Consider the following 13076-nt stretch of genomic DNA (forward strand, 5'->3'; position numbering starts at 1 on the left):
TCTACCTATTTCCAATGTAGCGAATCCTGAATTGAAAATTCAAACTTTCTCTAACCACTCGATTGTCTTGGCTTGTTCAGATAATTTTGCATTTCGTTGTCCAGCTGCACGCGCCTTAGCTGTGAACAGACTAATGGGAGTATTTAATAAATCTATCAATGAAGTTTGACCGGCGATCGCCTTGACACTATCCCGTGGTAATTCTTTCAATAACCAACGTAATAAACGGTAGCTGATATCTGGAAGTTTCATCTCTGGCATTAACGCTACACCATGTAATTCGTGTAAATAGCGATTTGAGCGTCCATAGCGTCGCCATTGACTGGCTAATTCTCTCAGTGTAGTGCGGTGGTGGTGCTGAACGATCGCCTCTGGGGCAAATTCTAAACGTCCAATATTTTTTTGTAGAATCCGCCAGCAAATATCTGCATCACCGCCAGTAGTCAGATAGGGACGAAATAAACCGACTGTTGCTAATGCAGTGCGACGAATTGCTAAATTAGCAGTTTGACCGTAGGGACAAAAGGGATGGGCTAGGGTATGCTTTTGAGATAAAGTTTCTTGACGCTCTGCGTGTTGTTCTAGGAGCGTATGACCGGGTAGTGCGGTGATTTCTCCGGCCACAATCACCACATCTGGAGCAATAAACGGCTGAATTAATGATGTGAGCCATTGGGGTTGGGGACGACAATCAGCGTCTGTAAACGCCAAAATCTCACCCACAGCCGCACGGATACCAGTATTACGGGCTGCATAAGAGCTTTGAATGTGGTTTTCGCTGAAGGGGCGAATGGTAATTGGGGAATTAGCGGCAGATGTTTTGAGATAGTCAAGGGTGCGATCGCTACTGTTATTATCTACCAGCAGGTATTCTACCCTATCTTTTGGGTAGGTTTGAGACACCAGACAGTTAATTAACTCTGGTAAATCTGCCGCACCATTATAAATAGGAACAACCACCGATACCATTGGCAAGAAATTGCTGGCGGTGGTTGTATCAATTTCCTGATAGTTCATAGTGCCTGTGATTGTGGAGCAAAGGGAAGGGTGCAGGGGTGCAGGGGTGCAGAGGGGAAAAATCCCGTACCCAGTACCCAGTCCCTAGTATTCCCATCCACAATCAGATATTAGTCAAGTCAGGCTGGTAATAACTGAGAATACTGATATTGGAACACCTGATCACAAAATTTAACTTTTAAAATTTCCAGTCGTTGATACCAACACTCAAGGATTGAGAGGGCTGATTGAATGGAGGTTGGGCAAAGTTGTTATTAGATAAAACAGCGATCGCCCGACTATATTGAGGATCATTCTGAGTACCAATCAGACTGGGATTAGTTGCTAACTGACGCTCTTGGGCTTCTGTTAACTCTAATTTAATATCTGGGATAATTCCCTTTTTATTGATATCTGTGCCATTGGGGGTGTAATAGTGAGCAATAGTCACCGCCAAGCCAGAACCATCTGAGAGTTCATGCACTGACTGTACCAAAGCTTTGCCAAAGGTTTGAGAGCCGATGACTACTGCTCGCTTATTATCCTTAAGCGCACCTGTGAGAATTTCACTAGCACTCGCTGAATTACCATCTACCAAGATTGCTAAAGGCAGTTTTGTCAAAGCGGTGCGATTAGCTCTAGTATTTTCGTTGACTCCCTTACGATTCACTGTGCGGACAATCCTACCGTCATCTAACCACATCCGAGCAATTTCAATACTCGCCTGTAATAAACCGCCAGGATTACCACGTAAATCTAAAACGAAGGCATCTACTTTTTTCCCGTTCAAATCCCGGATAGCTCGGCGCATTTGATCTGCGGCGTGCGCGCTAAACTCACGCAAACGAATGTAACCAATGCGACGATTTCCTTCTTGTTTGACTGTCGCACTGACTGTTGGCACTTCAATATTTGCCCTTGTCAGTTGCACATCAAAGCTACTACTTCCTTTACGTCCTAACCGAAGTGTAATGTTACTACCTGCCTTGCCGCGAATTAATTTGGAGGCATCATCTATTTTCATTTGCTGAGTAGATTTGCCATCAATAGCCAAAATTTCATCGCCTGCTTTAATTCCCGCCTTTAAAGCTGGGGAGTTTTCTATGGTTTCTACAACTGTCAAACGCTTGGTTTGTTCATTGATTTCCATGCGAATCCCAATCCCAGACACTTCCCCAGAAGTTTGATTAGTTAAGACTTCAAACTGTTTCGGATCTAGGAAGCGTGTATATGGGTCATTTAACTGTTGTAGAGCTTCACGAATCGCTACATAAGCCTCTTCTTTAGATGAATATTCTTTACTTAATAGGCTTTGCCTTATTGCTAGCCAATCTTTTTGATTAAAGTTGCCGTCAACATATTCACTATTTACTATTTGCCACACTTGGTCAACTAATGCTTTAGGACTGTCTTGTAAGGCAGCGTGAACACTACGAGTCCAAGCAGAGCCAAATACAGAGACAGAGGCAGTTGTGGCGATCGCTCCTCCAATTAGGGCTACTTGCAGGGGCGAGTGAAGTTTCGCAGATTGGTTCATGTATATCAGCAGGGATTTACGATGTTGTTGACAGTTTAGCAATCAGGCTTTTGAGAAATTCTTAAGTTTTTATACTCATTTTTTTAGCTAGGCTTCTTTCATCATCTTACCCTTTCAATTATGCTAAAATTTTGCATTAATTTATCAAACAAACCGTATCTGGATTTGCTAATTCTTTGTTAGTCTAATCTAACACTGTGACAATAGTGTGACAGTTGTGCAACTGTCTTATTTCCTCCATATATTAATTCTATAAGATAGCATTTCGTTGGCTCAAGTGTGGGTCTTTCGTTACTGCAATCAGCAGGTTTTTTGTCTTATGTTATGAGACGTAAATTTACCAAAAATTTATCAATTAAACCTGGTAGCAAATGCCGCAAACCGTTGCAGTTGTTACAAAAATCAGCTTGGGTTTTATGCCTATTGTTGGCAAGTTGGTTAATTGTCACCACTATAAACCTAGTTGTCGCCTCTTCCCAGCCAGTGGATGCCTTTTTTGTCCTGGGTGGCAGTATTCGCCGTGAAATTTATATTGCCCAAACAGCCAAAGAAAATCCACAAATCCCTATTTTAATTTCTCAAGGTTCTCCCGACCCATGTATATGGCTAATTTTTCAACGAGAAGCAACAGATTTGCAAAACGTGTGGCTAGAAAAATGTGCTAATTCTACCTTTGGAAATTTCTATTACGGAATTCCGATTTTACGCAGATGGGGAGTACACAAAGTCAAACTGATTACTTCCCCAACTCACTTACCTCGCGCTCAATGGATGGCGCAGATTCTCTTAGGCTCTCATGGGATTTGGGTTGAATTCGATATTGTTCAGGAAACAGGTATTCCTGGTAATTACGAGTCTGCTTTAAAAACGGCACTAGACATAATACGTAGTTTATTATGGGCGGTTGTCAGTCAAATCATTCAACCCTCATGTACAAATGTCACCAAACTTACTGATGTAAATATGCCAGCGTGGGAAAGTCGAGGCTTTAAATGTGAACGTCAGGGAGGTTTGGGAAGATGAATACCTTGCGGTTTAATTGGGCAGGGAATATCGGGCTAAAGTTGCCTGAAGTTTCAATGTAGTTAATTGCTCTATAGCCTGGATTAATTGCTGCTGTTCTGGTGCTAACTCTAGTTGTCTCAAAGCTTGATTGAGGTTATTACCAGAATGGATTTTTTGTTGCAGTTGAGTGCGTTGGGTTGAATTTAAAACGGCTGAGATGTCTTTATTGCGGCGTTGCAGTATAGCTTGGAGTTGTTGACGCTGCAACGGAGTCAAATCCAACTTAGACAAATCAGGGTAGTGATTAACAACATTGACAACAGGGGCAATAATTGGCTGAGAGAGGAGTTGAAATCTAAAAGGTGCTGCCAAGGCAACACTCGGCATCAGTAGAACTAGGGCAAGAGTGGCAGCTATTAGGGGCAAAGATAGCCACTTTGGAAAGTTGATTGCCATATTTAGCAGTTTCCAGGGGGAGATGAGGAAGATGAGGGGGATGAGGGGGATGTAGCTTGCTTCTCTTACGAGACGCTACCGCGTTCTCTACGAGACGCTACGCGAACGCGTAGCGTCTCCGTAGGATTCACCCGCAGGGTGGGAGATGAGGGAGAAGGAAGAAGCAGGGGGGCAGGGGAGTAGGGGAGATGAGGGAGATGAGAAAGCAGGGGGCAGGGGGAGAAGACTTTTACCCAGTCAACAGTCAACAGTCAACCATCAACAACTACTCTGATTTTTTGATTCTGTCAATTTCTTGGCGTAATTCTGCGATTTGACGGCGCAAAATGTCGGCTTCGGTTTCTGGGGTTTGGGAGGCTACATCGACTGCGCCGGAAGCGGGCGATCGCTGATAATTACCCCGGCGAATTTCTTGATATTCTGATGATGTTGCCCATTGGCGTAAATACTGCACTCTTTCCACCGGGAAAGGATGACTCAACATCATGCCCTGTCCGCCGTTGTACATTAAGAATTTATACACTTGATTTAGCCCATCTTCGTCTAATGCCTGATAGGTTTCTGACTGCTTGATAAATTCTTGTAAACTACATTCGTTCATATATTGGCTACTACCGCCAGAAACCTTCATCATCGAAGACATGACGGTATTTAAGTCATCTATCACCAAAAAAGCTGCTCTATCTGCGGATAACTCAGCTTTTCGCCGCCATTCAAAAAAAGCGTAAATCAAGGCTTGAGACACCAAGTTACCAATGCCCAAGGTTAAGTCACCTAGTGCAGAAGCGGCACCCATCGCCCACATCGCCATTTGAATTAAAATAGTATGACCACATTTAATATGCCCCAGTTCATGGGCTAGCACCGCCCTAATTTCGGCTTCATTTAGTAAGTCTAGTATCCCTGTATTGATCACTATGTAAGGATGCTCTTGGCCGAGGGCATAGCTATTTGCTTGGGGATTTTGTGCAACAAACAGTGTGGGTTCGGGATAAATGTCCAAATCCCTGACACATTCACGAAACATCTGGTAAATAGTGGAATATTGACGCGGCCCGACTTGGATGGTGTTGCCCATGAGATAGACTAACTGAGGGCGTTCGTAGAAAAATTCCACAAATTTACGAGCGATGAGATCAAATCCCGGTAAACTGCGTAAAGCTTGCTCGGCTTGGCTATCCAGTGGATGGCGAAAGGCTTCGCTGGAGATTCCTGTGTAAGTTGGCATAATTTAGGATATTCAGTCAGTGAAGATGAATCAGTGGTAGTTGTCATTAATGGGCTGAAGAACTAACAACCCCCAAATGACAACATAATAGAAATGGGGCTATTGGCAGTAAACGACATTTTGTATGGGATTTTAAGTGTGTGATTGAGGCAGAAGTCCATTTGTCATTACATAACTTCCTGCGATCGCAAGCGGGTTTCCCTTCCTGGCCCCATCACTTAACGATGGCACGGTTGGTAGCACGGGCTTTACGTTTGGGACGTAGTGCGTTAATTCAAGTCGGCGCGGTTTGCGGCTATCAAGGGCTGTACCGCACCAGTTTTGTAGCATCTGCTTTGATGTGGCCGGGGGCTGTAATCATTGTAGCCACGGAAGCAGTACAACAACGGCTATTGCGGGTGGAAATTCCTCGCCTACAGCAATGGCTGCAAGCTAACAAACCAATTAGAACCGGTGACACTTGGCCTGGTTCTGAGTTCCAAGGAATACTTCTCACTTCTCCGCAAGCTTGGTTAAAACGACAGCTGACAGATGCTGATGATTTTCCCCCAGGCATACCTACGATTATTGATGGAGTAGATGATTTGGAAGATTGGGTACGTGATCAACTTACCCAAACTCTTCAACCCCAAGACTGGGATGAACTCATCTTGGCTTGTCCTCAGCAAGCCGAGACAATTCGCACCGCCAGGGCGCAACTGACACAGGAATTATTCAAGCATCCGCCTAACCCCTACGAATGCTATTTAATTTCGCACTCAGAAGCGGATATCTTTCAACATCTGTGTGCGGTGTTAACCTCAGTCGAAGGTTTACCACAAGTGTGGCAAAAATTCTGTAAAGAATTTTCACAAGTCAACGATGATTCAGCCGTGCCTTTGTTCTGGGCGACTATTGCCCGTCGTCAAGGTTTATTTTCTCTGCACTACGCACCAATTGAGTTAGCTGCCAGTCTCGCACCGATTTGGCAACGGCAACCAGTAGTATTAATTGGTAGTGCTTTAGAGCCAGAAACAGAGGCTCCTTTATTCCGTCAACGTTTGGGTTTAGAAGATGTAACTTGCTTGAAATTTGCCTCTGATAGCCAATCAGAAGCGATTCAACTTTACATTCCTTACCAATTGCCCCTACCCAATACGCCGGAATTTCAAGCAGCATTTATTCATAAGGTGCGGACGCTGGTATGTCTTTCTGCGACAGCACCAGGGCTAACCTTGTTATTGGTGGGGGATGTGCCACTGAAGGCGCAAGTGGGAGCAATTCTCGCCGCCGAGTTTGGTTCACGGGTGCAGGTAGAAAAAACCTGTTTAGATGAAAACGGCATTTTGGTGAGTGGTTGGGAGTTTTGGCGAGAACATCAAGGAGTATTACCAGCACCGCAATTGTTAATTATTGCAACTTTACCTTTACCATCTTTAGAACATCCCCTGGTAGCTGGTAGGGTAGCTCATTATAAGCGATCGCATCAAGATTGGTTTCGGCTATATCTCCTACCCACAGCTTTGAATGAATTGCAACGAGCAGTAGCCCCTGTGCGCGAAAATCAAGGTATTGTGGCTTTACTAGATAGTCGTGTGATCAACCGTAGCTATGGCTCTCAAGTTCTAGCAGCCTTAAGTCCTTTAGCACGAATTAACTATCTTGATCCAAGTCTGTTTGCTCATAACAATGAAGAAAATTCTGCTTAGGATGTAGCACCACCTCAAAGCCACAAAATCAGAGCTTTAAAAACTCGTCAAAATTTAATCGAGAAGCATTAAAGTGGATTTAGAGTTGAACTTTTGAACTGCAAATTACTAAATTATGGGTGAAGCAAAACGTCGCAAAGCCACAATGGGAGAAAATTACGGTCAAGATCCGCGAATCTTACCTTGGGTTCCCATCACTAAAAGCCAAGCTGAATTATTTGTGAGTTTGACTACTCGCGGAGCCTGGATTGGTATTGGTGTGATGGTTGTTGTGTGGTTAACAGTTCGTTTCATCGGGCCTGCCTTCGGTTGGTGGCAAGTTGTTGCATAAAAATTTTAAAAGTGTTTCAACCTAAGTTTGTAAAAATTCTTATCTATCTCTGGACTGTTAGGCTAATCAAGCCTAACCTATTTTCCATACTTAGGTTGAATGTTTCATGCTCAAAAATTGAGGAGCGTGAAGCCAGCCCAGTGGTATTTACTTAACTTGTGCCAATAGTCGCAAGTTAGTTTATCTTCCATCCGATAGAAGATATCAACGTAAATTCAGGAGGAATATAAGCTTACTAAGCTAGGATAATCATCCAATTTATAGTTGAGTATATTTTGGAGACTCTCACCCTAGTTTGGCATATCGATCAGCATCATTCAGGGTGGTTATTACCAGTTGTTTTGCAGCCATGATCAATTGAGTAAACATTAATTAATTATGATTGCAGTTTATGTCGAAACCAGAAAACTTACTCAACATTGATGTGACTGCATAGAGCGGCTAAAGCTTTAGTGTTTCATTGGTTTGACACCAATTTTGTCGTTGCGTAAACAAGGCTACTATTTATTTATAACCCGCGCTAGAGTAGCCAGCTTTCAATATTCAATATGATGGTCGGCTATCAGAGTTTTTTGAAGAAACTTGTGTGCAACTTGGAGGATAATTAAATCTAATCTATTCTATAGAGTTTAATTATAGATTCTCTGTGGAATTAAAGCGCATTCTGGCAATGGCAGCCTCAGATTACCGCAATGGCAAGATAATGATTCTGAGTATGATCATGGGTGGTGTTGAGTTTCTAGAAATTTTAGTAGTAGTGGCTTTTGCCTCCAATTGAGGATTTCGTGTAAGTTGTTAGCAAAACTACTGATGACTGGCAAAGCTCAAACTAGCAACTCAGCAACCTGGCCCATTCACTTGATATCTTGAGGAGGTGTGTGTTGGATGTACCAAAATCACGGGGTAAAATAACTCTCACTCAAGAAAAATGTATCTTTTCTGGCATAACAAGTCTACAGTAAACGGCAAAACTAGCTGACATCTGTGAGCATTACCCAAATTGGATGTATGTTACCCAGGAATTGCCATCCGTGGTTTTCCAGTGGTTGACGAATACCTAGCTTGAGTTAAGCTGAGAGCGATCGCTGTTACGAACAATTACACAAGACAGAGTTTTGTCACAAAAATCATCATTTTACTAATTCTATCTGCTCGTTTGATTTGGCAAACTGAATAGTTTGATACGACAAACAATGAAGTTTTCTCTTACCTTAAGCTAGGTAGCCATTTAACTACCTAATTAGTGTCCGGTTATTGTAATGAATAGTTTACAATACCAATGGATGAGAAAACCTAAAGAAAATATAAAAGTGACTCAAATGACTGTGGTGTCTGGAGGACAAAAGTGTTTCAAAGACTAGCGCATCAACACCGGCAATTCGTTCAAGACTTGGTAATGAACCTACAAGCCTTGGCAATTGTACTAGAAAGACGGGGATATCCTGCGTCTTGTTACACCTGTGGCGACCAAATGAACAGTGCTTCATTTATGGTGAGTTTGGGAAATAATCACCTCATCCGGTTTTTAGTATCCGACTATGGGATCACCTGGACAGAGATGCGGGATGATCGGGAATTAATGAAATTAGAAGGTGCAGAAGCTATTCACCAACTACAAGAGCTAGCGAATCTTGTCAAGCAACCTACACCAGTGATTGCTGGTAGTAAAGTTTTGGCAAAAAGAGGTTAATTTCGTCTATATTCCTGTCTTGGTGGGTGTGAGTGAAAACTCCTCCAGCAATCGATCTCCTGTCGAGAATCGATTCATTTTTAAGTGTAAAATTTTATTACCAGAGGATAAACAGCAAACATAATTTTTTTTCCACTTCATTTGAGTTAGCCACAGAATAGGGTGCGTTTCAGGTTGACGAAATGCACCCTATGTCTCATCTTATATTGTGCGAAATGCTTAACAGTACCTAAAATACCGGGTTTTTCCAGCATTCATCCCACCCAGTTTTTCAACCTGGTGCAAGATGTCGCAGAATGATCATTTCAGCCTAATTTGCTACCTCAGCCATTTCAATAACTCGCCCTTCATAATCTTTCACGAGAAAATTGAGCGGTTTTTGGTTACGAATCTTGAACTTGAGACCGCGTGTTTCTACTCGCAATAAAATCATCTCTAGGCAGTCACGGTCAAAACAAACATGACGTTGCTGATTTTTAGTACCTAAACTAGCTCCAGTAATCACATGTAGTTGGGTATTTTTCTTTAATTGATACCACAGCCCATCATTGCCGTTGTTCATTGTTCTGCCTGACAAGCTAGGACTGGTGGACATATATAGCGGATCTAACCCCGTTGCGCCTATAGTTTGTTCGTAGTTGTAGTAGTAGTGCAAAGGCACTTCTGCGGCTGGTAAATCTAGCAGCCCTTCATATAACTGTCGGGCAATTTCTAGATCAGAAACCATTACAGTATAAACTTTGGGCGCGCTGGTGAGAAATAGCCACATAGCACCTGCATAGGCTGCTAGTAGCATCACCATAATACCTTGGGTAGAAAACAGGCTATCTAGGGGAAGGGAGGGCAAAAAAGAGCCTAAAGTCAAAGGCGCGAGCAGGAACGATATCACACTAGCTGCTATAACCATGAACAAATTAGAAATTATATAGAGGGAGCCGCTTTTATTATTGTCTATGAAGACTCAAAAAGGGTCTTGATTCTAGTGTATCAAGAGTCAGTCTGAGCTTTAAACAGACTAACGTCAAGGTATTATACGGCTGAAACTCAGAATCATATTGCCAATATTATCTTAACTGCTATCTACCGACTGCTTTATGCAAATTCCTCATTTTCCTGAAGCTAATCACCCACTGGTAAAGTCGCTGTTTCATCACAGTGACCAAGAACTGCTGTCTTTGTTTCAAGATCATCCTGATGCTGGCAGATACTTCACAGTGATTTTTTGCCGTTACAGTCCGATAGTTTACACCTTAATTCAACATTCAGCGCGATCGCCTGTGCAAGCTGAGTATTTATTTGCCCTAACTTGGCGACATATCTATTATCAACTCGGTGGATTAGATTTAAACAACCCCCCAGCCGGCCAGGAAGGTTTGACTTTACAAAACTGGCTAATTAATCTCACTGCTTGTTGCATTAACGAAATTGAACTACCACCCACCGAGGCAATACATTATTCTCTGCAAGCAACTTCACCGCCGTTATGGTGTTATGTCGAACAGGCGTTAGATCAATTACCGCCAATATTGCGCTTAATGCTGTTAATGGCTCAAACTTTCCATTGGAGTGAAACGCGCATTGCCGCTTACCTACAAGCCGAAGGCGAAAAAATTACACCGTCTGAGGTAGCTAATTTTCTTCAGTCAGGCTATCGTATGCTAGAAGAACAATTACCTACAGACATTCGTGCCATTTATTTGGGCGAGGATATGGCTCAATCATAGCCTAAGTATATCCGCGTATGCTGTCACTTTTGATATTGACAAAATAAAACTGTTTTTGCAAGCTTGTACTGAAACAGATAATTTCCGGGGTAAGTTTTATGAGCAGAAGGCATACGGTTTTAAATTTAATTCCTTACCCTCAAACTTTCAGTTTTGGGTGGGTGAATAAATATCAGTTTTTGAGTTATTACCTGTTACTTGTGACTTTGCTGCTTCATCCTCTGGCGGCGGGTGCGGTTGACATTACGCAACAACTGCATCGTCCTTTAAGCAGTTCATTTGGGCGACAATCTAGAGATGAAGCCGATAAATTATTACGTATTAGTCAGCAGCAATATCATGCTGGTGCGGCGGCGAAAGCCATTGAATCCGGCTTACAAGCACTCAATATTTATCACTTAATTGGTGATGTCAAAGCTAAAGGTTCGACTTATGATTTGCTAGCTAGGGCTTATATACAGTTAGGTCTTTATAAAGAAGGTGAAGACGCTTTACGGCGACAGTTAGCGATCGCACGAGACACCCATGATTTTCAATCTCAGATATTTGCTTTAAATAACCTGGCTACATTGTTCCTACAAGCTGGGGAACCCATCCCCGCCGGGAAGACAGTAGAGGAAGCACTGAAAATTGCTCACAATGTCAAAAATATAGAAGGTGAAGGACTATCTTTAAGTAATTTAGGTTTAGTATCAGCTAGGCTCGGAGACTACAACCAAGCCATTAAACTGTATGAAACCGCGCTCAAATACCGCCGCCAAACAGGTGATATTAACGGTGAACTCAACACTTTAAATAACTTAGGTGATGTTTATCTAGCGGCGGGTAATTATCCAGATACGATAGGGACTTATGGCGCAGCCTTGCGGATGGCTAAAATCAACAGCGATCGCACCAATCAATTACGGGCGATTGATGGTTTAGTTGCAGCGCACAGTGCCGTCGGGCGTTATGAACGCGCCTTCGAGTTACTGCAACAACGCTTAATCCTAGCCCAACAATCACAAAATCTGCGAGAACAATTAAACTCCTTTGAATCTTATGCCCAACTTTATGAACAGCTAGGGAATTATTCCACAGCTCGTAATTTTTACGAAAGAGCCATCATCCTCTCACAAACCCTAGAAGATAGTAAAAAAGAAGTTTTCTTACGGGATCGAGTCACGCAAATGCTCAAGAAGCCAGGGCGGAGGTGAAAAGAGAGGCAGGGGGGCAGGAGGCAGGGGAGGCAGGGGAGGCAGGGGAGGCAGGGGAGGCAGGGGAGGCAGGGGGAGAAAAACTAATGACCAATGACTAATGACTAATGACTAATTCAAAAACACAGTACCATCTTGTTGAATTCTGACTGTACCTTTATCTTCGCCGGGTTCAGTGGTAGAGTTGAGGGTAACTCTTAACATCCCTGCTTCCCCGGTGGGTTGTGGAATTACCTTCACTAATCCGCCATCCTTACGGTAGATTGTCAGTGTAACTGGTGCGCCTAAACCTTGGAGCATGACATTAGAGTTACCTTGAAGCGTTCGGGGTTCCGTATCGCCAATTACTTGATAAGTTACCTCCGCACCAGTATTATTCACTAAATTGACATTTACCCTACCATTGGCGAGTGCAAGTCTAGCACTGGCTGGTTGTCGTTCCCTTGGTAGGGGCGGTTGAGCGACAGACACCTCTGGGCGAGCCGGAATTACTTGCTCAGGATTGATACCTCGTGCTATCAACTGTTGAGTGAAAGCATTGGGAGGACACCCTTGAGGTACAACATTTCTAGTATTGAAAGGCTCTTCATAATAAATCCGAGGGCAGGGATTAATGCCCGTAGTGCGAGTTTGGGGTGCTTCACCGCCCATACCCATCCCTGGCTGATATGGTGACTGTGTGACAGGGGGTAAAGTTGCCGGTAAAAGTCCTTGAGCTGCTAGCCTGCGAGTTAAGGTATTAGGAGGACATCCCCTTGGTACTAACACCCGCTCATCGTGCGGTTTTTCGTAAAAAATACTAGGACAAGGGTTAACTCTGGAATTAGGTTCCGGTATGGGTTGTTGTAGGGGTTGTTGTAGGGGTTGCTGTGCTGATACTGCTTGAGGAATTGCTGATATGCTCATCAGTAATCCTCCACAGATAGCACTAAATAATTTAGTGGAATTTTGCAACTTTTGAGAATGTATAGACATGATTAACTCCTGTGGAAATTTAAGTTTTACAGGTTTAAACATTTATTAATTAGCCAATTCAACAATAAAAAATAAACTTAATTACTGAAACTTGACGTATATAAGTCTAGCAACTATTAATTTTGAATATATCTAGCTTTAGACCGGAAATAATAGACAAAAATCACGGTTTTTTCTCTCTTAAGTATGAGTTTTAATGTCTAAAAAAATCCGATTCAACAGTAAATATTAAGTAGTGGCGTGGCAAGGC

Annotated in this window: 13 protein-coding genes; 7 read left to right on the forward strand and 6 right to left on the reverse strand. The window is 42.9% G+C overall.

Annotation, left to right across the window (positions count from 1 at the left end; all coding sequences use genetic code 11):
• Positions 1–39 precede the first annotated feature (39 nt).
• Positions 40–1017: a glycosyltransferase family 2 protein gene (locus A3775_RS11710; RefSeq protein WP_066379891.1), complete on the reverse strand. Its 978-nt coding sequence runs from the start codon at positions 1015–1017 to the stop codon at positions 40–42.
• Positions 1018–1195: 178 nt separating this feature from the next.
• Positions 1196–2533, reverse strand: coding sequence for a carboxyl-terminal processing protease CtpB (gene ctpB / locus A3775_RS11715; protein WP_066379890.1), 1338 nt, complete (start codon positions 2531–2533; stop codon positions 1196–1198).
• Between the two features lie 324 nt (positions 2534–2857).
• Between ctpB and A3775_RS11720 the strand changes: the two genes are divergently transcribed.
• Positions 2858–3556 carry a YdcF family protein gene (locus A3775_RS11720; protein ID WP_197480136.1) on the forward strand — a complete coding sequence of 233 codons (699 nt, stop codon included), beginning with the start codon at positions 2858–2860 and terminating at the stop codon, positions 3554–3556.
• Between the two features lie 12 nt (positions 3557–3568).
• Here A3775_RS11720 and A3775_RS11725 read toward each other — a convergent pair whose 3' ends face one another.
• The gene (locus tag A3775_RS11725; RefSeq protein ID WP_066379888.1) at positions 3569–3994 is read right to left on the reverse strand and encodes a hypothetical protein; all 426 of its coding nucleotides are present in this window, start codon (positions 3992–3994) and stop codon (positions 3569–3571) included.
• Positions 3995–4259: 265 nt separating this feature from the next.
• Positions 4260–5222: a M48 family metallopeptidase gene (locus A3775_RS11730; protein WP_066379886.1), complete on the reverse strand. Its 963-nt coding sequence runs from the start codon at positions 5220–5222 to the stop codon at positions 4260–4262.
• A 140-nt stretch (positions 5223–5362) separates the two neighbouring features.
• Between A3775_RS11730 and A3775_RS11735 the strand changes: the two genes are divergently transcribed.
• From A3775_RS11735 to A3775_RS11745, 4 genes are all read left to right on the forward strand, one after another.
• Positions 5363–6910: a helicase C-terminal domain-containing protein gene (locus A3775_RS11735; protein WP_066379884.1), complete on the forward strand. Its 1548-nt coding sequence runs from the start codon at positions 5363–5365 to the stop codon at positions 6908–6910.
• Positions 6911–7025: 115 nt separating this feature from the next.
• Positions 7026–7241: a DUF2839 domain-containing protein gene (locus tag A3775_RS11740; RefSeq protein WP_066379880.1), complete on the forward strand. Its 216-nt coding sequence runs from the start codon at positions 7026–7028 to the stop codon at positions 7239–7241.
• Positions 7242–7887: 646 nt separating this feature from the next.
• Complete coding sequence (locus A3775_RS25250) at positions 7888–8019, forward strand: hypothetical protein (RefSeq protein ID WP_255362888.1); 132 nt, start codon at positions 7888–7890, stop codon at positions 8017–8019.
• Between the two features lie 567 nt (positions 8020–8586).
• Complete coding sequence (locus tag A3775_RS11745) at positions 8587–8931, forward strand: DUF1815 family protein (RefSeq protein WP_066379878.1); 345 nt, start codon at positions 8587–8589, stop codon at positions 8929–8931.
• Positions 8932–9241: 310 nt separating this feature from the next.
• On the opposite strand, the gene A3775_RS11750 is transcribed toward A3775_RS11745, so the two are convergent.
• Positions 9242–9838, reverse strand: a complete 597-nt coding sequence (locus tag A3775_RS11750) for a glyoxalase-like domain protein (protein ID WP_066379873.1) — start codon at positions 9836–9838, stop codon at positions 9242–9244.
• Positions 9839–10025: 187 nt separating this feature from the next.
• Between A3775_RS11750 and A3775_RS11755 the strand changes: the two genes are divergently transcribed.
• Complete coding sequence (locus A3775_RS11755) at positions 10026–10655, forward strand: RNA polymerase subunit sigma-70 (protein WP_066379871.1); 630 nt, start codon at positions 10026–10028, stop codon at positions 10653–10655.
• Positions 10656–10753: 98 nt separating this feature from the next.
• Positions 10754–11851, forward strand: a complete 1098-nt coding sequence (locus A3775_RS11760) for a lipopolysaccharide assembly protein LapB (RefSeq protein ID WP_082803722.1) — start codon at positions 10754–10756, stop codon at positions 11849–11851.
• A 111-nt stretch (positions 11852–11962) separates the two neighbouring features.
• On the opposite strand, the gene A3775_RS11765 is transcribed toward A3775_RS11760, so the two are convergent.
• Positions 11963–12826 carry a hypothetical protein gene (locus A3775_RS11765; RefSeq protein WP_066380077.1) on the reverse strand — a complete coding sequence of 288 codons (864 nt, stop codon included), beginning with the start codon at positions 12824–12826 and terminating at the stop codon, positions 11963–11965.
• Positions 12827–13076 lie beyond the last annotated feature (250 nt).

This window comes from Anabaena sp. 4-3, assembly GCF_001597745.1.
GTDB lineage: Bacteria > Cyanobacteriota > Cyanobacteriia > Cyanobacteriales > Nostocaceae > Trichormus.

What these genes read in the sequence shown, in the direction of transcription:
- A3775_RS11740 (WP_066379880.1), top strand. Translation starts at nt 7,026, where the DNA reads ATGGGTGAAGCAAAACGTCGCAAAGCCACAATGGGAGAAAATTACGGT.
- A3775_RS11720 (WP_197480136.1), top strand. Translation starts at nt 2,858, where the DNA reads ATGAGACGTAAATTTACCAAAAATTTATCAATTAAACCTGGTAGCAAA.
- ctpB (WP_066379890.1), bottom strand. Translation starts at nt 2,533, where the DNA reads ATGAACCAATCTGCGAAACTTCACTCGCCCCTGCAAGTAGCCCTAATT.
- A3775_RS11755 (WP_066379871.1), top strand. Translation starts at nt 10,026, where the DNA reads ATGCAAATTCCTCATTTTCCTGAAGCTAATCACCCACTGGTAAAGTCG.
- A3775_RS11725 (WP_066379888.1), bottom strand. Translation starts at nt 3,994, where the DNA reads ATGGCAATCAACTTTCCAAAGTGGCTATCTTTGCCCCTAATAGCTGCC.
- A3775_RS11760 (WP_082803722.1), top strand. Translation starts at nt 10,754, where the DNA reads ATGAGCAGAAGGCATACGGTTTTAAATTTAATTCCTTACCCTCAAACT.
- A3775_RS11750 (WP_066379873.1), bottom strand. Translation starts at nt 9,838, where the DNA reads ATGGTTATAGCAGCTAGTGTGATATCGTTCCTGCTCGCGCCTTTGACT.
- A3775_RS11710 (WP_066379891.1), bottom strand. Translation starts at nt 1,017, where the DNA reads ATGAACTATCAGGAAATTGATACAACCACCGCCAGCAATTTCTTGCCA.
- A3775_RS11730 (WP_066379886.1), bottom strand. Translation starts at nt 5,222, where the DNA reads ATGCCAACTTACACAGGAATCTCCAGCGAAGCCTTTCGCCATCCACTG.
- A3775_RS11765 (WP_066380077.1), bottom strand. Translation starts at nt 12,826, where the DNA reads ATGTCTATACATTCTCAAAAGTTGCAAAATTCCACTAAATTATTTAGT.